The 21,663-nt window shown below is 62.6% G+C and carries 18 protein-coding genes; 6 read left to right on the top strand and 12 right to left on the bottom strand.

Annotation, left to right across the window (positions count from 1 at the left end; all coding sequences use genetic code 11):
• Window positions 1–216: 216 nt before the first annotated feature.
• Window positions 217–2,472 (top strand): PBP1A family penicillin-binding protein, encoded by a 2,256-nt coding sequence (locus tag PZN02_RS27770; RefSeq protein WP_280662158.1) that lies wholly within the window; start codon window positions 217–219, stop codon window positions 2,470–2,472.
• A 194-nt stretch (window positions 2,473–2,666) separates the two neighbouring features.
• On the opposite strand, the gene PZN02_RS27765 is transcribed toward PZN02_RS27770, so the two are convergent.
• From PZN02_RS27765 to PZN02_RS27720, 10 genes are all read right to left on the bottom strand, one after another.
• A complete protein-coding gene (locus tag PZN02_RS27765; protein ID WP_280662157.1) occupies window positions 2,667–2,882 on the bottom strand; it encodes a hypothetical protein in 216 nt (71 codons plus the stop codon).
• 196 nt (window positions 2,883–3,078) lie between these two features.
• Window positions 3,079–3,846: an SDR family NAD(P)-dependent oxidoreductase gene (locus PZN02_RS27760; protein ID WP_280662156.1), complete on the bottom strand. Its 768-nt coding sequence runs from the start codon at window positions 3,844–3,846 to the stop codon at window positions 3,079–3,081.
• Window positions 3,847–3,855: 9 nt separating this feature from the next.
• Window positions 3,856–5,565 carry an SMP-30/gluconolactonase/LRE family protein gene (locus PZN02_RS27755; RefSeq protein WP_280662155.1) on the bottom strand — a complete coding sequence of 570 codons (1,710 nt, stop codon included), beginning with the start codon at window positions 5,563–5,565 and terminating at the stop codon, window positions 3,856–3,858.
• Window positions 5,544–6,524 carry an NAD-dependent epimerase/dehydratase family protein gene (locus PZN02_RS27750; protein ID WP_280662154.1) on the bottom strand — a complete coding sequence of 327 codons (981 nt, stop codon included), beginning with the start codon at window positions 6,522–6,524 and terminating at the stop codon, window positions 5,544–5,546. Before PZN02_RS27750 ends, PZN02_RS27755 begins: the two co-directional genes overlap by 22 nt.
• 1 nt (window position 6,525) lies before the next feature.
• On the bottom strand, window positions 6,526–7,614 hold the full coding sequence (locus tag PZN02_RS27745) for an ABC transporter ATP-binding protein (protein ID WP_280662153.1): 1,089 nt from the start codon (window positions 7,612–7,614) through the stop codon (window positions 6,526–6,528).
• 1 nt (window position 7,615) lies between these two features.
• A complete protein-coding gene (locus PZN02_RS27740; RefSeq protein ID WP_280662152.1) occupies window positions 7,616–8,446 on the bottom strand; it encodes a carbohydrate ABC transporter permease in 831 nt (276 codons plus the stop codon).
• Window positions 8,447–8,458: 12 nt separating this feature from the next.
• Window positions 8,459–9,364: a carbohydrate ABC transporter permease gene (locus PZN02_RS27735; protein WP_280662151.1), complete on the bottom strand. Its 906-nt coding sequence runs from the start codon at window positions 9,362–9,364 to the stop codon at window positions 8,459–8,461.
• Window positions 9,365–9,472: 108 nt separating this feature from the next.
• Complete coding sequence (locus tag PZN02_RS27730) at window positions 9,473–10,738, bottom strand: ABC transporter substrate-binding protein (protein WP_280662150.1); 1,266 nt, start codon at window positions 10,736–10,738, stop codon at window positions 9,473–9,475.
• Between the two features lie 33 nt (window positions 10,739–10,771).
• Window positions 10,772–11,941: a mandelate racemase/muconate lactonizing enzyme family protein gene (locus tag PZN02_RS27725; RefSeq protein WP_280662149.1), complete on the bottom strand. Its 1,170-nt coding sequence runs from the start codon at window positions 11,939–11,941 to the stop codon at window positions 10,772–10,774.
• Window positions 11,938–12,873, bottom strand: coding sequence for a dihydrodipicolinate synthase family protein (locus tag PZN02_RS27720; protein WP_280662148.1), 936 nt, complete (start codon window positions 12,871–12,873; stop codon window positions 11,938–11,940). Before PZN02_RS27720 ends, PZN02_RS27725 begins: the two co-directional genes overlap by 4 nt.
• Before the next feature lie 87 nt (window positions 12,874–12,960).
• Here PZN02_RS27720 and PZN02_RS27715 point away from each other — a divergent pair, with 87 nt between their 5' ends.
• Together PZN02_RS27715 and PZN02_RS27710 are read left to right on the top strand one after the other, a co-directional pair.
• Window positions 12,961–13,893, top strand: coding sequence for a 2-dehydro-3-deoxygalactonokinase (locus PZN02_RS27715; RefSeq protein ID WP_280662147.1), 933 nt, complete (start codon window positions 12,961–12,963; stop codon window positions 13,891–13,893).
• A gap of 599 nt (window positions 13,894–14,492) precedes the next feature.
• A complete protein-coding gene (locus PZN02_RS27710) occupies window positions 14,493–14,900 on the top strand; it encodes a DUF1236 domain-containing protein (RefSeq protein WP_280662146.1) in 408 nt (135 codons plus the stop codon).
• 174 nt (window positions 14,901–15,074) lie between these two features.
• Here PZN02_RS27710 and PZN02_RS27705 read toward each other — a convergent pair whose 3' ends face one another.
• Window positions 15,075–17,018, bottom strand: a complete 1,944-nt coding sequence (locus PZN02_RS27705) for a DUF5054 domain-containing protein (RefSeq protein WP_280662145.1) — start codon at window positions 17,016–17,018, stop codon at window positions 15,075–15,077.
• Window positions 17,019–17,128: 110 nt separating this feature from the next.
• Window positions 17,129–18,181, bottom strand: a complete 1,053-nt coding sequence (locus PZN02_RS27700; protein ID WP_280662144.1) for a LacI family DNA-binding transcriptional regulator — start codon at window positions 18,179–18,181, stop codon at window positions 17,129–17,131.
• Window positions 18,182–18,478: 297 nt separating this feature from the next.
• On the opposite strand from PZN02_RS27700, the gene PZN02_RS27695 reads away from it, so the two are divergent.
• From PZN02_RS27695 to PZN02_RS27685, 3 genes are all read left to right on the top strand, one after another.
• On the top strand, window positions 18,479–19,831 hold the full coding sequence (locus PZN02_RS27695; RefSeq protein ID WP_280662143.1) for an extracellular solute-binding protein: 1,353 nt from the start codon (window positions 18,479–18,481) through the stop codon (window positions 19,829–19,831).
• 91 nt (window positions 19,832–19,922) lie between these two features.
• Window positions 19,923–20,834 (top strand): carbohydrate ABC transporter permease, encoded by a 912-nt coding sequence (locus tag PZN02_RS27690; RefSeq protein ID WP_280662142.1) that lies wholly within the window; start codon window positions 19,923–19,925, stop codon window positions 20,832–20,834.
• Window positions 20,831–21,661 carry a carbohydrate ABC transporter permease gene (locus PZN02_RS27685; RefSeq protein WP_280662141.1) on the top strand — a complete coding sequence of 277 codons (831 nt, stop codon included), beginning with the start codon at window positions 20,831–20,833 and terminating at the stop codon, window positions 21,659–21,661. The genes PZN02_RS27690 and PZN02_RS27685 overlap by 4 nt, the downstream gene beginning before the upstream one ends.
• The last annotated feature ends 2 nt before the right edge of the window (window positions 21,662–21,663 follow it).

The raw sequence follows: 21,663 nt of genomic DNA, 5'->3' as shown, positions 1-21,663 counted from the left end.
GTCCGCAATTTCTGCCATAGAGCTCCAATAGAGTGCTGTTGTACTCGCCAGCGGCGCAACAGCTGTCATTCTTTGTACCTGTCGTTGGCAACCTCTTGCCCGGCCAATGCGTTCTGCGCAACAAGCAAGGCGATCCGAACCGAAGTAAGATGTCGGGAGGGTCGCGTCGCGCGCTACATGGCGGCGTTGGCGCAGTCGTTGGAAAAGAGTTCACGCATGGCGGACAATAACGCCGCTCCGGCTGGAGGCGCGGAAAAACAGGGGCCATCCGGGCCCAGCATTGAAGGGGCAGAAAGCCCCGATGGCGCAGCATTTGCGCGTACGGGGAGCGCTCTTGCAGAAATAGGCCGGGCATTACTGAGACTTGGACAGGCAGTGCGTCACGATGCGGTTGGAGCGACCTCTCAACTCGCTGAAAAGCTTGATAGGCTCCGGCAGCAACGGCAAGGGACGGAGGCCCCGGACGTAAGGCACAAGCTTACCGGGTTGGCTGGAACCATTTGGACAGGCCTCCGGCGCCGGCGTTCGAGAAACGTGCCTGCTGGCCCAGGGGGTGCACGCAGCGGGCGCACCATCCTCGCGCGGAGCGCGGCCATTGCAGGCGCGGTGTTGCTTGTCTCGCTGATCGCTCTTTTCTCGTGGGCGTTGAAGGATGTGCCGTGGGAAGAGATTGCCGATGGCTCGCTGAAGCCGGTGGTGGTGCTCGAAACGGCTGCCGGCAAGCCGCTGGTAACCCAAGGACCGCTTCAGGGCCCCTATGCGGCCCGAGCAGATTTCCCTCCGCATCTCATCGATGCCGTGCTGACCAGGGAGGACCGGCGCTTCTATGAGCACTTCGGTATCGATCTGAGGGGCATTCTTCGTGCGCTTTACACGAATGTCGGTGCAGGCGAAGTCGTGCAAGGCGGCAGCACGATCACGCAGCAACTGGTCAAGATCCTCTATCTGGAGCGAGACCGCACCTGGAAGCGGAAGATCCAGGAAGCAGTCATCGCCTTCTGGCTGGAGCAGAAGCTTGGCAAGGACGAGATCCTCACGCGATACCTGAACAACATCTATCTTGGTGCCGGCGCAACGGGCGTCCCGGCGGCCGCCCGTATTTTCTTCGACAAGGACATGCACGAACTCAATGTGAGTGAATCGGCGATGCTTGCGGGCATTATCCGCGCGCCCTCGCAGCTCAATCCCATAAGCAACCCGGACGGCGCGCGCCGGCAGGCGGAGTTCGTGCTCGATGCCATGATCAAGAGCGGCAAGGTAACCGCAGAGCAGGCCAAGACCGCGACCGCGGAACTTCGTCCGGTAAAGCCGGCAACACGCTCAGGCAGTTGGTTTGCCGACTGGGTGATGCAGGAGGCGCGTGAGCTTGCGGGTCCTTACCGTGGCACGATCAAGGTCAGAACGACGATGGTGCCGCGGCTGCAAGCGATCGGCGAAAAGGTGGTTGCCGAAGCACTTGAGCAGGAAGGCACAGAAGCGGGAGTACAGCAGGCCGCGTTGGTGGCAATGACGCCAGAGGGCGCTGTGGTCGCCATGGTCGGCGGGCGTGATTACTCGAAAAGCACGTTTAACCGCGCAGTTTCAGCGATGCGCCAACCAGGCTCTGCCTTCAAGCTCTTTGTCTACTATGCCGCATTGAAGGCCGGCCTCACTCCCTTCGACTGGGTTGACGATGCGCCGATGGAGATCGACGGCTGGTCTCCGGGAAACTACGATGGCGGCTATCGCGGACCAGTCAGTATAGCGGAGGCGTTCGCGCGATCGCTGAACGCCGCGACGGTGGCTCTGGCGATGGAGGTTGGCATCGACAAGGTTATCGCCGCCGCTCACGAATTGGGGATCGATGCCAAACTTTCCGAAACGCCGAGTCTCGCCCTCGGCACGTCGGAGGTGAACCTGCTTGATCTTACCGGCGCCTACGCCTCGGTTCGGGCGGGCGCGGCCCCGGTCGAGCCATGGGGCATCGTATCCTTCCGAGCCGATGGCGAGCCCCGCGCGTTCCGCTTGGGCGCTCCAAAGCAACCCACGACCGATCTTCGCCAATACCAGCCGGATCTGGTCGGTTTGTTGCGGCTGGTCGTCGAGCGAGGGACCGGCCGAGAGGCCGATCTTGGGATGTTTGCAGCGGGCAAGACGGGCACCAGCCAGAACCATCGCGATGCCTGGTTCATCGGATTCAACGAACGGCTGGTCGTTGGCGTTTGGGTCGGCAATGACGACGAAAAGCCCATGAACGAGGTAACAGGCGGCAAGCTGCCGGCGCGGATCTGGCGCAACTTCATGACGGCAGCGTTGGCCAACGGTGGCGAAAGTCAACCAAGCGAATCCGATGCGACTATGAGTTCCGCAGGTGACGGCGGGGCGCCTGCTTCCTGCAATGTTCACGCCTGCGCGCGCGCCTATCGTTCGTTCCGTCCGTATGACTGCACGTTTCAGCCATATGCAGGGCCTCGTCGGCTTTGCGAAAAATAGGCCCGCCCCGCAACCTCGCAACAGGCTGCAGGAAATGAGTGGAGGTCTCGAAATCAGCGACCAAGCGACGCTCGCGGCCTTCGCGGGCGGTATGCCGGGGTTCAAGTAATTCCAGGAAAACCGTGTAACGGTTTTCCGTCCGGAATCGCGTCATTTCAAAGAGTTAGATCATTTCACCGTTTCAATGAAATGATCTAGGACTTCCGCCTGGCGATGGCTTGCATGTCTTCCAGTTTGAGGTCATCGATCGCCGATAAAGCCTCCTCGGCGGACCAGCCGGCGCGCATGGCCGCTGCCACGAGCTTGGCCTCTGCTTCCTGCTCAAGGTGCAGATATAGCAGTTCCAAGGCCTCGCGGGCCGTCACGACGTGCCCGTCGGGAGTGGCGACGGAGTGAGTCTGCTGTGACATCGCACTTCTCCCATGGTGGTTCATTGTCCTGGTAATGCAATGCATGCGCGGCTCTTCGGTTCCCTCGCCCGCCGCGGAGCGTCGGATGTTGTCCGAAAGGTCGCCAGCTAAAGCAACTCCAGGAGAGTATGCAGCGGAATTGCCTCGTTTCAAAGAGTTAGTTCATTTCACTGGTTCAACGGTCTAGGCTCAGGGCCTAATAGCCGCCCGACATGATCACTGCCTCGCCGGTCATGAAGCTGCAAGCGTCGGAGGCGAGGAAAAGCGCTGCACCGACCATTTCGTCAGGGCTGCCGGCGCGGCCCATCCAGTTGAGTGTGCGGACATAATGCGCCCAGCCCTCAGGATCACTGTCACGACGGGCGGCGTTGCGGTCGGTGTCGACGAGGCCGGGAGCGAGGGTGTTGAGCAGCACGCCGCGCGGCGCGTAATCGCGCGCAAGGCTCTGGATGAGATTGTGCTGCGCCGCCTTCGTCGCCGCGTAAATCGACACGATCGACTTCGGTCTCAACTGATTGATGCTGCCGATATTGACGACGCGGCCCCAGCCGCGCTCGGCCATGCCGGGCAGAACGGCCTGCAGCATCTCGACCGTCGCGCGGAGATTGACCTCGATCTGCGTGGCGAAGTCTTCGCTGTTAACGTCCTCGAACGCGCCGTTGATCTGCGCCGATGCGTTGACGACCAGTATGTCCAAAGGACCGGCAGCCGTCTCGGCTGCTGCAACGATCTCCCGGCCGGCACCGGCTTGCGAAAGTTCACCGTGGATCGAAACGGCGGCGCCGCCGGCGGCGCGTATCGCCCGCTCGACCTCATCCGTCGCGCCAGGTCTTTGTCCGTGTAACACCACACGCGCGCCATAGGCGGCAAACCCACGCGCGATCGAAGCGCCGATGCCGCGGCTCGAGCCCGTCACCAGAGCCGTACGGCCCTTCAGCGAGAAGATGTCCAGATATTTCGTCACAAGACCTCCTCATCCGGCAAACAGATTGGTGGGCAGGCCGCGCTCGCCGGGTTCGCAGGCGAAAATGCCACCCGAAAGGGGGGCTTCGGCCAAGGTCGAGGCGGGCAGTCGCGTGCGGGCGCTGGTGATGAACAGGGTCGCGAGATCGGCGCCGCCGAAGGCCACGCTGGTCGGGCGCGGGATGGGCAGGTCGATCGCCCGATCGAGCCGGCCGTTGGGCAGATAGCGGTTCACACGCCACCCATCCCAGATGGCGCACCAGACGCCACCATCGGCGTCGACGGCAAGGCCGTCCGGGCGGCCCTCGGCTTCCGGCACCGTCACGAAGACGCGGCGGTTCGAAATGGTGCCCTCGCGTGCATCGAAGTCATAGGCATAGATCCTGCCCGGGACGGTATCGACAAAATAGAACGTGCCGCCGTCGGGACTCCAGGCGAGCCCGTTGGCGACCGTGAAGCCGCTATCGGCGCGGACCGCCTCGCCCGCACCCGTCAGCCGGTAAAGACTGCCGCTCGGGCGGCTCACATCGAGTCGCATCGAACCGACCCAAAGGCGGCCGCCCGGATCGACCTTCGCATCGTTCAGGCGGTTTTCCGGCAGGCCCGGCTCCGGCTCTGCAAACGCGGTGAAGAGACCACGGTCGAAATCGAAGCGCTCGACTCCGTCCTGCGATACCGCGAGCAGTCCAGTTTCACGTGTCGGCAGGACTGCACTGACGAGCTTGGAGACATTGCAGCTCTCGTTCTTGCCGGTGAGCGGGTCGAAGCGATGGATGGCCGGATGCAGGATGTCGACCCAATAGAGCCGCTTTTCGCTCTCGACCCATACCGGCGCTTCGCCGAGCTGCGCACCCCACGGCAATGCACAGTGGACGTCGCTCAGGCCGCTTGCCCGCACGCGCGGCCGCGGACCGGAGCTGATGGCCACAGCGCCGACCGAGCCGGTGATGCGCCGCGCCGCCGCCATCAGCTCGCGGCCAACCGGATGGATGGCGGAATTGTCGAGGCGGGACGCTGGTCCGAGCACCACGAGCACACCAAGTGGAACCCCGTCACGTCCGGCGATCGGCGCCGCGACCGAATTGACACCAGCCAGGTGCTCCTCGTAGGAAACGGCATAGCCACGGGCCCGCGTCAGGAGCAGATCGGCCTCCAGCGCATGCGGGTCGGTGATCGTTTGCGGTGTAAAGCGATCGTAGACGATCTGGCCGGTCAATGCGCGGGCGAAGGACGGTTCCTGAAAGGCGAGCAGAGCCTTGCCGGCGGCGGTGCAGTGTATCGGTACGCGGCGGCCGACGTCGATCAGCACGCCGAGCCCGTCGCTCGACCGCTCTTCCAGATAGACGACACGCTGACCGTCCAGCCGGCAAAGGGCCACTGTCTCGCCGAGTTCGACCGAGAGGCGTTCGAGTTCCGGGATGGCAGCGCTCACAAGATCGAATTTGTCCCAGACCCGATGTGACAGCTCGAGAAAGCGATGCCCAAGCAGATAGGCGCCGCTTGCTTCGTCCTGGCGGACCAGGCGGTAGACCATCAGCGTCTTGAGCATGCGCGCCAGCGTCGGCTTTGGTACGCCGCTCTGCTTCTGTAAGTCAGCGAAGCGCAGCGGCTTCGCCGATTCTGCGATGAGGTCGAGGAGAGCGAGGCCCTTGGCAAGCGCTGCCGCGCCGGCGGGGGCTCCACGATCTTCGAGCCCGCCTACACCTGCCTTCTCTTCCATGCCTCTACTGCCTCGTCTAGCATGCGCATGATCGGCCATTCCGGCTCGAAGCCGAGCGTTTCGCGCATGCGCTGGTTGGACGTGTGATACCACACACCGGCGCCGGGAAGATCTACAGTCACAAGCGGCAGCCCGGTCTTGTCGGCCATTACGGGCAGGACGTCTGCGAAGTCAACAGGATCAGTTGCCCCCAGATTGAAGACGCCGCCAGCCGCCTTCGGATGGGTGAGTGCGATGACCACGCCGCTCGACATGTCGCGAGTGTCGGTGATGTGCATCCGGAGCGGCCGGCCGTTTTCGTTGCGGGCGAGAACCAGCGCCGCCTGCCCGGGATCGGCCGCTCTCAGGAGGTCGGCCGCGGTCTGGTTGCCGAAGCCTTCCTGCTGCGTGATTTTCGGACGCAGGAAGAAGCGCGGACCGGAGAAGAAGCTGTCCGGATCGAGCAACTCGCCGGCATTCTGCGTGTGCGAGAAACGCAGGATCACCGTCTCCATCGGCGATGCACGGCCCTGGAACTTCACCAGTTCCTCGCCGATAAGCTTGGTCACGCCATAGGGCGAAAGCGGCTTCGTCGGGTGGTCCTCGGTGATTGGTTGGAACTGCGGCTTGTTCTCGGGATAGACCTCGCCCGAACTTGCGAAGACGAAGCGCCCGACCTTCGCGACGGCTGCCGCCTCGAGCACGATCCGCGTTCCCTCGACATTGGCGCGGAAGAGCTTGTCACGGTCACCTGCGAGCCACGACATGAAGGCACCGAGATGGAGGACGGCGTCGACGCCCTCGCAGGCGCGGCTTGCTGCCTCGCGATCGTCGAAGGCGCCGACGACCTCCTCGAAGGCTGCGTCTTCCAGATCGGCCGCGCGCAGGTCGAAGCCCCGCACCTGGTGTCCTGAGGCGAGCAGTTGCCGTGCGACAAAGGAGCCGACCCTGCCGGCGGAACCGGTTACAAGCACCTTCATGTCAGTTCATTGCCTTTTCTGTCTCTGCGTCGAAGAGATGGATCTCGGAGGCCTCGAAGGAGAGCGTGAGCTCCTCGCCCTCGCGAATGGGGCCGGAATGCGCGATGCGAGCGATCAGGCCCTTGCCGCGCTCTTCGTCGCGCGAAGCCGCACTGTGGGCATGCTCGCCGGGCTCGAAGTAGACATATTTCTCCGATCCCAGGCTCTCGACTAGCGTCGGCTTTACGGTGAATGTGACCTTGCCCTGACCGAGCGCAAGGTGTTCGGGCCGGATGCCGACGATGACTTCCCCGTCGCCACCGCCCGCGGGCGCATCGAAGGTCTGGCCGAAGAGGGTCAGCCTGCCACCTTCCACCCTGGCACGCAGGAAGTTCATGCCCGGCGAGCCGATGAAACCGGCAACAAAGAGGTTTGTCGGTCTGGCAAACAACGTATCCGGATCAGCGATTTGCTGAATGACGCCGTCGCGCATGATGACGACACGGTCGGCCATGGTCATCGCCTCGATCTGGTCATGGGTGACGTAGACCGTGGTGACGCCGATTCGCTTGTGCAGCGCGCTGATCTCGGCGCGGGTATGGACACGCAGCTTGGCGTCGAGATTGGAGAGCGGCTCGTCCATCAGGAAGGCGCGCGGCTCGCGCACGATGGCGCGGCCAAGCGCGACGCGCTGGCGCTGTCCGCCCGACAGTGCCTTCGGGCGGCGCTCAAGCAGATGGTCGACAGCCAGGATCTTCGCCACCTCGCGAACCCGCTTGTCGATCTCCGCCTTCGGGGTGCCGCGCATCTTCAGGCCAAAGCCGATGTTCTGCCCGACCGTCAGGTGCGGATAAAGCGCATAGTTCTGGAAGACCATGGCAATGTCGCGATCACCCGGGGCGAGGTCGGTGACGTCCCTGTCGCCGATCAGGATCTTGCCGCCGCTTGCCGGTTCAAGCCCGGCAAGGATTTTCAGCATCGTCGATTTCCCGCAGCCCGAGGGGCCGACGAGGACCACGAACTCACCGTCTGCGATCTCGAGTGAAAACTCCTTGAGGACGTTCAGCGCGCCGTAGTTCTTGTAGACGTTTTGAATGCTTATGCCGGCCATTTCACTTCTCCGCGCCGGCTGTGAGGCCGCCGACCAAATAACGTTCGAGGAACAGGTAGATGAGGAGGATCGGAAGCGCGATGAACACGGCAGCGGCCGAGATCTCGTTCCAGTCGGTGACGTACTCGCCCTTCATCGTGGTGATGCCGAGATTGGCCGTCCAACTGCCCTGTGCGTTGGTGAGGAAGGTGCGGGCATAGGCATAGTCCGCCCAGGAGAGCACGAAGGCATAGAGAGCCGTCGCCGCGAGCCCCGGGGTTGCGACCGGCAGTACGACCCGGAACATGGCGCCGAGCGGAGAGCAGCCATCGACCATCGCGGCCTGCTCGAGCTCGCGCGGGATCGTGTCGAAATAGCCCTTCAGCATCCAGGTGGTGAAGGGGATGATCAGCGTCGCATGGGCGAGCACCAGCGACCAGAGGCTGCCGATCAGCCCGATCGAGCGGAAGATGCCGAAGAGTGGGATGACCAGCAGCGTTGCCGGCAGCATCTTGGCCGTGAGGATGAACAGGCCGAGCGATCGCCCGCCTCTGAGGCTGAAGCGCGAGAGGCTGTAGCCGGCGAAGACCGAAACGATCATCGACAGGCCGACCGAACCGATCGCAGCAAGGCTCGAGTTCCACAGCCACAGCAGGATTGGTCGCTCGAAGGCGACCTTGGTAAAGGTGCTCCATTGCGGCTCGGCCGGCCAGAAGGACGGCGGCAGCTGACGGATCTCGGCGAGCGTCGAGAGTGCAGTGACGAACAGCCAATAGATCGGAAAGAGCAGGATGCCGCAGACGACTGCGAGAACGGCATAGAGCGCGAAGGATTGAAAACGAGTGCGTTCCATTGCGTGGACTCCCTAGTACATCGCCTGGGACTTGCGGCCGAGCATCAGAAGGCTGGCGACGACGCACAGGATGAGCGTCACGATGCCGATCGCGGAGGCGTAACCCATGTTGAAGAAGCCGAAAGCCTGATCGTAGGTCATGATGGAGAGCGTCTGGGTCGCCTTCAGCGGGCCGCCGTCGGTCAGCACCTTGATGATCGAGAAATCGCGGAACACCCAAAGAATGACGAGCACCAGTGTCACGCCGAGCACGGGCATCAGCACGGGAATGGTGATGTACCGGAATCGCTGCAACGCACTGGCACCATCGACCTTGGCGGCGTTGTAGAAGTCCTCCGGGATAGACTGCAGACCCGCAAGCGTCATGATCGAAACAAAGGGATAGCCCTTCCAGATCATGGTTATTGCGACCACCCAGAAGGCGGCGGTCGGCTCGGAGAACCAGTTGATCATCTGGCTCGTGACGCCGAGCTTGATGAAGAGCCAGTTCATCAAGCCGAAGGAAGAATCGAAAATCCAGGCGAAAATGACGACCGCAATCACCTCGGGAACGGCCCAGGGCAGGGCGACGAAGAGCCGCGCCAGCGTCCGCCCTTTGAAGCGGTTGTTGACCAGGAGCGCCGTGCCAAGGCCCACGACAAAGCAGGCGGCACTGACGACCACCACGAGTTTGATGGTCACCCAACAGGCGTTCCAGAAATCCGGTGACGTGAAAAGCTTGTGGTAGTTGTCGAGCGTAAACGGCTTGCGCGGCGCGTTGAGCGTGGCCATGCCGATCTTTTGAAACGACAGGTCAAGCGAAACGAAAAGCGGATAGACGATGATCAGCGCCACCAGCGCGACGGCCGGCAGCAGCAGCAGATAGCCCAGCCAGTGCTGTCGGCTTGGGCGTGCCAGATCGAGGAAGCGTAGGCTCATGGCTTTGCCTTCAAATTTGCAAGGGCGGGCGCTCCCATGCGAGCGCCCGGAATTCTTCAGTGGCCAGCGGCGGCCGCCACGGGCGGACAAGACCCCTGGACAAGGCCCCTATTGAAGTGCCGCCGCCTTCTCCTGCATCGTCTTGGCGACGGCGGCGGGATCAAGATCCTCGATTATCATCCGCTGCGCTTCCTCCTGGATCATTTTCGAGAATTCGTTGAACTGAACCTCGAGGCCCACCGGAATGCGGTCGATCTTGTGCTCTGCCGCCGCCTTTTGCGATTCCACCATCAGGTTGAAATGGGGAATCTGCGCCTTCGCTTCGGTCAGGTCCGCGCGCGGGCTCGGAGGCGTGGACGCGGCGAGCGTTGCAAAACTTGTCTGGAATTTGTCCGAGGTTGCGATCGCGATGAAATCCCAGACCAGTTGCTTCTTCTCGTCCGGGATCTCGCTCGGCATCGCCAGAACGTTCGACGAGCCGCCGAGCGGCGGGTCGAAGGGGACGCTTGCCAGCTTCAGTTTGTCCTTGGCTGCCCCCTGCTGCATGATCGAATAGATCCACGGACCGTCGACCTTCAGCGCGATCTTGCCATCGGCGAAGAGCTTGCGCACTTCGCCCGCCGAAAGGTCGCGCGGCGTCAGGTTTTCCTTGACGATCGTCTTCCAGCGCGTCAGGCCTTCGACCATCTCGGGCGTGTCGATCGTTACCTCGCCTTCAGCATTTGTGAAGCGTGCGCCGGCATCGAATAGATAGCTCGCCATTTCCGCGATGTATTGGCCGCCGCCGCCCTTGGTTTCGTGCCCGGTTCCGAACTGGTCGACAATGCCGTCGCCGTTCAGATCCTTCGTGGTCGCTTTGGCGGCTGCGAGGAACTCCGCATAGGTCTTGGGAACGGCGACACCTGCTTGCTTCAGGATCTCTTCGTTGTAGCCGAAGATCGTCCCGTAATAGAGCATCATGATGCAGACGGTCGTGTCCTGGAACTTGCAGATCTCCTGGCCGCTCCAGCCATCGAGATTGAGCCCCGCCTTTTCGACCCAGGGGCCAAGATCCTCCAGCCAGCCGTTATTGGCAAAGGCCTGGAACTCGAACGAGGCAAGATGCACGATGTCCGGCGGCGTGCCGCCGGCAAACAGCGTCGTCATGGTGTCGGCATAGGCGCTGCGTTCGACCTTGGTCCATTCGATGGTGCTGCCGGGATGCTTTGCTTCCCACTCCTTGATCACCGAGGCCCACCAGTCGCCGACGCCCTTCTCGTCCTTCTGCCAGGAGACGAATTTGAGCACTTCCGCGCTGGCCGCGGTGGGCAGGGCGGCCCCGACGAGCATCGCGGCAACCGCAGACGCGGCGATCCGTTTTCCTATGGTTTTCATGTTCTCCTCCACTCCTCCGCAAACTATCCATGTTCAGTGCTTCTTGAGCAGTTCCAGAGCCTCCCTGGACGGCTCGACGCCGAGGCCGGGTCCTGTCGGCAGGACGTACTCGCCCGCGGCGCAATCCATGTCGCCGTCGAGAAGCCGGCGGTTGGGCTCGAAAATTGAATGCTGGAACTCGTGACAGTCGACATTGGCGAGCGCCGCACTCGCCTGCAGGCTTGCCGCCAGGAAAATGCCGGAGCCGATCGTTGCATGCGGGATGATCTTGATGTGGTGCGCCTGGGCATATTCGCCGATGCGCATGAATTGGGTGATGCCCTTGTGTCCCATTTCCGGCTGCACGATCGCAACCGCATTGCGGGCGACGCGGGGCACCATGTCGTAGACCGTGCGCCATTCCTCCCCGACAGCAATCGCGGTCGACACGCCGGCCGCCACCCGCGCCAAGCCGTCGAGATCCTCGGTGCGCACCGGCGCCTCGGCGAACCACAGCCCATGCGGCTCCATCGCCTTGATGAGCGCGATCGCCTCGCTTGCGGTTTGCGTCCAGTGCATGTCGCAGGCGATGCGTGCTTCGGGACCCAGTCTTTGGCGCAGCGCTTCGATCTCCTTCGCGACGCCGTCGTCGGCAACCGGAGAGGCAAATTTGAAGGATGAAAAGCCTTTGGCCTTCCAGTGCGCGGCGAGTTCGGCGCGCTTGGCGCGCGTGTCTTCCGGCAAGCCGGAGACATAGGCGGCTATCTTGTCGCGACGCTGTCCGCCAAGCAGCTTGCAGATGGGCAGACCGGCGAGCTTGCCGGCGAGATCCCACAGCGCAATGTCGATCGCGGCCAGGGCATCGAGGTAGAAACCGCCGGTGTAGCCCCGCACGCGCATCAGGTCGTAGAGATCGTCGTGTATCGCCGAAGCATCGAACGGATCGCGACCGATGGTGAAATCGGCAAGAAGATCGTCGATGATCTCCATCGTGGCCGCGGGAGCAGCCAGTCCGTAGGTCTCGCCCCAGCCAAGCGCGCCGTTCGTTGTCTCGATCCGGACGAGCACGCTGCGATCGAAGGTCGGATAGACCGTGCAATTGCCCTTGCGCACCAGATAACCGCGCGGGCTCGGTTCCTCGCCCGGACGCGGCTTCCCGAGATAGGGCCTGTCGCGCGGCAGGGTCAGCGTGAATGTCTCGATCTTTCTGACGCGGTCACTCATGCGCCAACTCCCCCTGCGATCGGTGCCGATACCAGAGATTGTAGCCCACATTCGGCGAAGCAGCTTTCGATGTCCCGCACCGCCAGTGCATCGAGCTCGGGCGTCGGCGCGCGCACGGCGCGATTGTCCAAGACGCCGCGGAGCCCGAGCACATGCTTGGTGAGGCGCATGCGGTAGACGGCCTGCAAAACCAACAAAGGCAATGATTTAACGTAGAGCGCCCTCGCTTCGCGTCTACGTCCGGCACGGTAATCCCGGTCGAGGGCAACATGCAGATCGGCTATCTCGAGCGCCGGCATCGCGGCACATGCTCCGCGATCGTACTCGTCCAGGATGTAGCGGGCGCCGCCGCCGCCGATCACACCCAGCAGATGTTCCGGCGCATCGGCGAGGATCGCCGTGATCGCCGGGCCTGCGGGCAGCGTCTCCTCTTTCACGTAGCGGACCGCTGCGACCTGACGGACGACCTCCAGCACAGCCTCAGGCGACAGATCGGAGCCGCGCGGCGCAGGCGCATTTTGAAGAATGATTTCGGCGCCCGGCAACTCGGCCGCCACTGCGGCGAGAAAGGAAGCCACCGCACCCGCGCCGGCGCCGATCGACTTCGGCGGCTGCACCATCAGGCGCGTGACCCCCAAGGCAAGCGCCTGCCTGCCGTAATGGACGACCTCTTCCACGCTTGGCGCGCTCGCGCCCGCTACGATCGCCACGCGTCCGTCGACCTCGGCGACAACGAGGTCAAGCAACGCTGCACGCTCGTCGACGCTCAGCGTTTCCACTTCGCTGGCAAATCCAGGGAATACGACTCCGTCGACCCCGGCAGCGAGCGCGAAGCGGACGACCCGACGCATCGCGTCGAGATCGACGCCAGCATCCGCAAACGGCGTCGGAAGCACCGGAAGTATTCCCGTCAGAAGCATCAATAGGTCCATATCATGAGACTTATGTTTTATGTTGTGGACCATAAGCGAGAATGGTAGGTGATGTCAATCACACCCGCGATGTGAAGGAGACCTGACTTGTCCAGCGCTTCCCGAGATTCAGTCACAGTCGTGCTCGATTGGGGCACCACCAGCTTCCGCGCCTTTCTGGTGGATCGAGAGGGTTCGATCGTTGAGGCGAAGGAAAGCGCGCAGGGTATCCAGTCCGTGCCGAAGGGCGAGCATGCGCGCGTGCTTTCGCACGCTCTCGCAGCCTGGCGCAATGAACATGGCCCACTCGCGATCGTCGCGGCAGGAATGATCGGCAGCCGCAATGGCTGGCTGGAGATGCCTTATGTGCCAACGCCGGCGAAGGCCGCCGATTTCGCCGCGGCCAGCCGCATGATCGACCTCCCGGAAGGAGACCGGGTGATGTTCCTACCGGGACTGACCGACCCGACCGCCTTTCCCTTCCCCGACGTGATGCGCGGCGAGGAGACCCAGCTTGTCGGCTTCGGTCTGGAAGAGAACATTGTCGTCGTTCTGCCCGGCACCCATTCGAAATGGGCCGAGATCCGCAACGGCCGCATCGAGCGATTCCGCACCTTCGTCACCGGCGAGATATTCGCCACACTGGCCAACCATTCATTCCTGTCGAAGGTCGCGACGGCGAAGGCCAACCACGCCACCGACGCTTTTGCCGAGGGAGTTGCGCTAGCGCGGGATGACAGTGGGAAGGCCGGCGGCCTGTTGACTCGCCTTTTTGCCGTGCGCACCGGCTGGCTCGCCGGAAAAATTGCGCCCGAGGAAATGAAAAGCCGGCTTTCGGGGCTCATCGTTGGATGGGAATTCGCCGAGGCGCGGGCGGGCGGCTGGTTCAAGGATGGCGACACCATCGCGGTTGTAGGCGACGACGACATGGTCGAGGTCTACGAGGCCGTGGCCAGGGCCTTCGGCGTGAGACTTGCCGCCGCCCCCGCCGACGCAGCGATCCGCGGCGCGCTCGCCATTTCGGGACGAGGCCGCCGGTAGCCTGCGTGGCCCTTGCCGGCCGCAAAGTTGTCGCCGGTCAAAAAAGGAATAGGGCGCTCGACCCTGTGAGGGGAGCGCCCTATTCGACCCGGAGATGCTTTCCGGCCAGACCAAGCGTCGGCTCGAAGCGCCTCGATACGGGCAGTGTGCGATAGATGGGTCTTGACCAACTGGTTTCAAGGCCTGATCGACCAAATTGCTTCCCAATACCCCCAGCCCGCACGTCCTTGAGGGTCGAGACAGTCCCGCTGATTGCCTCTTTCCGGGACCGGCCTTGGGATCCGGTCCACATCAAACGCGATGGGCTCCGCCGATATCCAGGCCAAACACGTCAAGTGCGTAGCCGCAAGAAACGTATCGTCTTGAGGCCTGTTGGTTTCTTGCGCGCCATCGATCGTCAAAACCACGCGATACAGGCGTTGCATTATGTAATACTCGAGGATATTCGCGTTACCATGCGCGACATGGCGAATATATTTCGCGATATTTTTTCAAAATATAGTCTTCACGTTTTATTTTAAACTTTAACATTCCGCAAATATGCGGAACCAATCCACATGCCCCGCGTTTAATCTTCCACAGAAGAAGGAGGATTGATCATGATTGCGAAAATTCTTCTGGTTCCCGCCCTTGCAGCCGGGCTTATGGCAGCGCCTGCAATGGCAAATGACAATAATGACGCCGCCGTGACCGGTGCGGCCGGTGGCGCCGTGACGGGCGCGATTGTCGGAGGCCCTGTAGGCGCTGCTGTCGGCGGCGCGGTTGGTCTCATCGCCGGTGCCGTCATCTCGCCGCCGCCGCAGCAGGTGGTTACCTATGTGCAGCAGCAGCCGATGCCGGCGGATACGGTTGTTGTTCGAGAGCGTATCGCAGTAGGTCGTCCGCTTCCACGGACCATTGCTCTAACGCCGATACCCGAGAATCCGACCTATGCCTACGCTATCGTGAACAATCAGCGCGTCATCGTTGATCCAAGAACCTATACGGTAGTACAGGTCATCCGGTAGGTTACCAGTGCTCCCCGCGCGCTCAGCAGCGGGGAGCACCTTCGTTTCCGTCTTTCCCTGCCATTCCGCCGTGCCTTTTCGGTAAACACTAAACAAAGGCAGCTTGGCTCTCCGAGGGCACGCTTCGCGTCGTGCCGGTCCATCCAGATCAACCGCAACGACGTCGAAGCGGCTTCAGCCGTCAATGTGAATGTGGAAGCGGCTTATGAAGTCGCCCTCCCACCACATCGGGAAATTGGTGCCCCATTTGTTGTTGTGGAGATTGAACGCGAGCCCTGTCTCGTAGGCGGGCGGCCTGTCGGGGAACTGCATGAAGGGCTGTCCGAGCGGTCCCGCGAGCGGCGACTCGAGCGGTTCGATCGTCATTTCCCTACCGCCGGCAAGTGCGGCACGCGCCGCGAAGATCGCCTGCAACGCTCCGCCACCCCGCCGGACGGTCCGCGCCGCCTCTTGCCAGAGCCCGGTCTTCAAAAATTCCCAATCGTGGGCACCCTTCGGCGCAACATCGAGAAAACCGGCCTCCGGCATCCGGTTGGCGGGCTTGCCGCGCAGCACCACGGCGAGTTCCACACCGTCGCCTGTCGGCCGCACGACATAATCCACCCGGGCGGGGGCGCCTAGCTGCTCCTGCGCTGCGCCGGAAAACCGGCAGGCGATCACTAGCCCGCCGTCATCCCTTGCAACGCCAATCAGTTGCGGCCTGAAGGAGGCGGACCGCGCCGTCTGCGCTTCGCCAAGCCCCGGCTTGCCATGATCGAGGATCGCCCATTCCGGCCGGTCGGTGAGATAGCTGTCCATGAACCGGGCCACATCGTCCGCGTCGTAGCTCTCGTAACGGTAGCTGAACAGCCGTCCGTCCCCTTCGAGCCGCCAGTTGCCGACGGCAAGCGCCAGGATGTCGCCGGTCTCGGGATCGAGTTCCACCTCCATGCCGTCGATCGCGACCTTGCCCGTCGGCGCCAACGGCTGGACGTCGACCGCCGCCGGCACCTCCGTCTCCCGAAGTGCCGCCTCCGCTCGCGTGCGGTCCTCCGGCGAAAGCACCTCGACCGCCTGGCCAAGATAGGTGCGCTGCTCGCCCCAGGACGCTTCGGTATAGCGGAAGCGGTAGTCGCCTTTCCGCGCCACCTCGAAGGCCGGCCGGTCCCAGGCCGTTTCGTCGCGCAGGAACGTCTTGATATCGACGCCACAGGTGTGTTCGGCGACCAGCGTCAGCTTGCGCCCGAAGTCGCGCCGCGCCGGCGACAGCCCCTCCGCCTCGAAGGTGTCATAGAGCCGCTGCAAGGCCCGGAACCGCGCAATCTTTACCGGATCGCTGGCGCCGCCGTGGATCCAGCTGTCGCCGAGTTCCATGTCCACCACGGGGAAGCGCTCCCGATGCTCCCACAGGAACGCGCCGTAATCCTCAAGCGTGGCCGCGCGGATCTCTGCATCCGGATGGCGGTGGCCCATTTCCCGCAGGACCTCCACCACCTGATGGATCTGCTGCGGGCCGATATTGTCGTTGGTGTGAGCAAAGCTCAGGCCTTCAGAAAGCCCTTCGGGCAGGTGCGTGGCGCCGTAGCTTTGCTGGTACATGACGACGATCTCCTCGCCGCCGGGGGCCCGCCATCGGAAGATCTCCGGGACGTCGGGAGGAGGACAGGCGGTGTTGACGCCGATATGCAGGAATTTCAGTCCGGCTTCCGCCATCAAAGGCACAATTCCGCGCGTATGGCCGGGCACGTCAGTCATCTTGGCGGCGATCGTCTTCTTTCCAAAGCGGCGGTCTAGCTCGGCCGCATAGGAGAGCCCAGCTCGGAAAAGCGCGGGACTCATCAGTTCCGAGTGGGTCGTGAACGGCAGGCCGTGCCAGCGGATCACCCCTTTCCCGATCGCCTTTTCCAGCCGCGCCACCTCTTGCGGCGAACGCGTGTTGAGATGGTCCCAGATCAGCCAGGCGCCCGTCGTCCAGATGAACTTCGGGTTTTGCGGATCCTCGGCATAAAAATGCTCGCCCGTCGCGATCGCCTGCGGGATGAAACGCTCGTGATAGAGCCGCCGCACGTTTTCCGCATGCTCCGTGAAGCCGATATCGAGGTGGGTCTTGAAGACCACGTGAATGCGTCGAGCGGTCATTCCATGCCTTTTGTTTGGATCAGTTCACTGTGAAGCGGTGAACTGATCCAACTCCTTGAAATTACGCAATTCCGGACGGAAAACCGTTTCACACTTTTCCTGGAATTGCTCTAACCCACCGTGCCGCGCACCACGAGCCGCGTGCGTACGGTTTCAGAAAGGGCTGGCGCTGCCGGATCCTTCAGGCGACGAAGGATCAATCGGACGAGCGCGCGGGTGCGCGCCTCGAGATCCACTTTCACGGTCGTCAGGTTGTAGCTGCGCCAGTGCGACTGGGAGATGTCGTCGAAGCCGACCACCTTCACGTCTTCCGGCACGCGCCGCTTTAATTCGTAGCGCAGTGCGTCGAGCGCGCCGAAGGCGCTCTCGTCGTTGGCGGCGAAGATGGCGTCCGCCCCCTCGCCGACCCGGAAGAGATCGAGCGTGCCGGCATGGCCCGCATCGTAGCTGAAATCACCAGGGATGATGGTCGGCGGGTTCAAGCCTCGCCGCGCCAACAGCGCTTCCAGGGTCCTGCGGCGCGCCTGCTCGGCAAGAGAATCGCGCTTGCCGGAAAGATAGGCGATGCGCCGGCAGCCGTAGCCGGCAAGAAGCGCCACCGCCTGCTCCATGCCCTCCCACTGATCGACATCGATCCGGTCATAGAGCGCCTCCGGCTCGCGTGCGGGCAATCCGTCCGCCGGTTCCTCGTCCATCAGGTAGTTGATGTAGATCGGCACTGCCCGGTCGAGGAAGCGGGTGAGGATGTGTGGACGCACGTTCTCCGTGAAGGCGATCACCGAATCCGGATTGAAGCCGCGCATGTAAGCGAGCAGCGTCTCGTCCATGCTGAAATCCGTGCGTGTCTTGAAGAGCAGCGTGGCGAAGCCCTCGGCCTGGAGGGCCGTGGTGAGCGCATCGATCTCCTGGCTTTCCCAAGGGCTGCAGACATCGGGCACAATCATGCCGACGAGGTGGGTGCGCCGGGTCACGAGCGCGCGCGCCGCACGATCGGGGACATAGCCCAGTTCCTCGGCGATCCTCAGGATGCTTGCCCGCTTTTCCGGCTTCAGCGGCGCGTCCGGATTGAATGCGCGCGAAACGGCGGCTCTGGAGACTTTTGCCACCTCGGCCACCGTCTCCGCCGTGATGCGCTGCGGCGTCTCGTTAGGTTTGTTGGTCAAGCGATCGACCTGATTTTTCTCGCAAACTGAAATCGTGTTCACCATTATCCTTCCGCACAAGGCTCGGACGGTCAAGCCCCGTACGGGGAATTCCGCGAAAGTGCCGTGGTTTTTCAAGTATTTCAGCGGGATACATCTGCCGGGTTCCGCGCCAGCAAATGAATTGCTCCCGCTTCGGGTTGACGCGAAAGTGAAAACGTGTTCACTTTTCGACGTGAGGGGACGACGGCCATTGCCGCGCGGCCCCTCGTGGCCGCGGGAGCCGGCCGAACCAATCGCGAAGGGAGGAAAATCGCGATGCGCATTCACCTGCATGCATTTTGGCTGAGTCTTGCCGCGGCAACGACGTTCGCCTCGCCGACAATCTCCGCCGATCTTTCGATCACCTGCCGCTGCGTCGAGGGTGGCGTGAACTCCGAACTCGCCGCATGGGTCAAGAAAAGCGTCATTCCCGGCTTTACCAAGATGAAGGGTGACGGGGTCAAGGTCACCCTGACCGAATTCGCCGGTTCCGACGAGCAGTTGACCCAGCAGCTCGCGCTCGACTTTTCGACAGGCGCCGGCCCTGATGTCGCCGGCTTCGACGGCTTCCTGATTCCCAGTTTCGTCGAAGGCGGGCTCTTGAAGCCACTCGACGAACTGGCAGGCGATGCCGTGACGAAGTGGGACGGCTGGAGCCATATTACCGAGGGGGCCAAGGCGCTGATGTCCTATCAGGGCAAACCCTACGGCCTTTCACTCGGCACCGATGTGCGCGTGATCTTCGTGCGCGCCGATCTCTTGAAGGAGGCCGGCATCGACCCCGCATCCTGGCAGCCCACCTCCTGGGCGGATCTGCTCGATACGGCCCGCAAGCTCAAGGCGAAGAAGCCCGACTCCTTCCCGCTGCAGATCAACGCCGGCGTGCCGATGGGCGAGGCGACGACCATGCAGGGCTACTGGATGGCGCTACTCGGCACCGGAGAGCAGGTCACCGACGACAAGGGCCGCTACATCGTCTCGAGCCAGGGCATTCTCGATACGCTCAATCTCTACAAGACCATTTACGTGGACGAGAAGCTCGGTGACCAGCGGGCCCAGCTGCTGGGCGACGGGCGCAACCGCACGTTTGCGAACTTCCGCGATGGCAAGACCGCGATGCTTCTCGAGAGCGACTGGTTCTATCGCTCGGTCACCGCACCCGGCTCCGAATTCGCCGTCGAAAATCGCGACCAGGTGGTGACCTGGGCAAAGATGCCTGCCAAGGAGCCCGGCAAGGGCATTCGTGGCCAGGACTTCGTGACGATCTCCGGCGGCACGGGCTTCGTCCTCAATCCTAATACGGATGAAAAGGAACTGGCCTGGGAACTGCTCGCCTTCATGAACAGCAAGGAACAGCTCGCCGAGTTCCAGAAGTACGAGCCGCGCATCCGCATTCGCGACGACGTGGAAATCGCGGACGCCCCCTTCCTTGCGGAAACTTCGCAGGCGCTGATGCCGCTCACCACCGCGCGGCCGAACGACGCCAAATACAATGCCGTTTCGGCCGAGGTCCAGCGCATGACCGAGGCGGTCGTCTCGGGCGAGCTGTCGCCGGAAGACGCGATGAGCCGCTATCGCGACGCCGTGATCCGGATCGTGGGCGAAGAAAACACCGTGAGCCTGCTCTAACGATTACGGTCGCCCGCATCTTACACAGCAGTCATGACAACCCTCCGCGCATATGGGTCGACGCCCCATATGCGCGGAAGCAGGAGGTCGGATGAAATCCTTTTCCCTTCTATCCCGCGGCACCGGGGTCGCCTTCCTCGCCCCGGCGGGGTTGCTGATCGGCGCGTTCGTCATCGCGCCGTTCTTCTGGGTCATCTATGTTTCCTTCACCAACCGCTCGCTGCTGGGCCGCACGGCGCTGGACCCGGATTTCGTGGGGCTCGCCAATTATTTCTCGCTCTTCGACGCGGCGACCTTTTTTACGCGCGCCGAATTCGGCTCCTCACTGATCCTTACCATCCAGTTCGTTCTCCTCTCGGCGGTCGTCGGCCAGGCCGCACTCGGCATGCTGCTGGCGTGGATGCTGCAATCGGTGCCCAAATCGCTGAAGCACGTGACCGAGACGGTGGCGATCGGTGCGTGGATCCTTCCCGAGGTGGTGATCGCCTTCGCATGGTTCGCCTTTCTCGACTACGAGAACGGCACGCTCAACATGATCATGGAAGCGTTGGGCTTCCCGCCGGGTGACTGGCTCCTGTCCTTTCCATTCTGGGCGATCGTCGTCTTCAACACCTGGCGCGGAACCGCCTTCTCGATGATGTTGTTCAACTCCGCCTTCTCCTCGATTCCGCCGAGCTATTTTCAGGCGGCGGACGTCGCCGGTGCTTCGAGCTGGCAGAAATTCCGTGATATCGGCCTGCCGCTTATACGCGGCCATGTGGTGACCGATCTGATCCTCATCACGATGTGGAGCTTCAATGTCTTCACGCCGTTCCTGCTGACGAGCGGCGGGCCGTCCTATCGCACCGAGATCCTGCCGATCTACACCTACCGCATCGCCTTCCGCGATTTCGACTTCGGCAAGGGTGCGGCGGTCGGCGTGGTCGTCATGCTGATCAACCTCGTCTTCGCCCTCTTCTATCTCTGGGTGATGCGCCGTCGCGCGAAGGGAGTCGTCGCATGACACGTTACCTCGGCCTCTACTTCACCCGCATCGGCTTCTCAGTGGCAACGGCGCTGATCGGGGTCTTCTTCGCGCTGCCGCTCGTCTGGTTCATCTTCGCGCCGTTCAACCCGCGCGCGGAGCTCGGCCTTTCCATTCCGGAGCCGTTCTCGCTTGCCAATTTCGAGACCGTCTTCCAAAACAGCTTCGCGATGCGGGGCCTCTGGAACTCCCTCGTCCAGAGCGTCGGCGGCGTCATCCTCGTCGGTGCAGGTGCCACGCTTGCCTCCTATGCGCTGTCGCGCTCACCGATCCCCGGCAAGAGCGTCATCGCCTACATCCTGCTGCTTTTTTCCTCCGTGGTATCGGGATCGGCGGCGATGGTGCCGATCTTTCTCATCATCAATGGCATCGGCCTCATCGACACGCAGGTCGCGGTGATCCTAGTCTTCGCCGGCGGGCTTCTGCCGACCGCCATGTTCATCCTGCGCGATTTCATCGACAGCATCCCGAAGAGCTATGAGGAGAGCGCCATGGTGGCCGGGGCCTCGCCCGTCCAGGCCTTCTTCGACGTGGCGCTGCCGGTCATCCGCCCGGGCATCGTGGTCGTTGTCGTATGGGCATTCGTCAGCATCTGGGGAAGCTTCCTGATCCCCTTCATCCTGCTGCGCTCCAGCGAAAAGATGCCCGCTTCGGTGGCGATCTATTCCTTCTATTCGGAGGCGGGAACCCCGATCGTCACGCTGCTCGCCGCCTATTCCCTGCTCTACTCGCTTCCCGTCGTCATTCTCTACCTGTTCGTGAGCTGGAAGTTCGGTTTCCGGTTCTTCGGCGGTATCAAGGCTTAAGG

It is taken from the genome of Sinorhizobium garamanticum (assembly GCF_029892065.1).
GTDB lineage: Bacteria > Pseudomonadota > Alphaproteobacteria > Rhizobiales > Rhizobiaceae > Sinorhizobium > Sinorhizobium garamanticum.
Note: the sequence above shows the minus strand (reverse complement) of the source record. Positions and strands in the feature narration are given on the sequence as shown.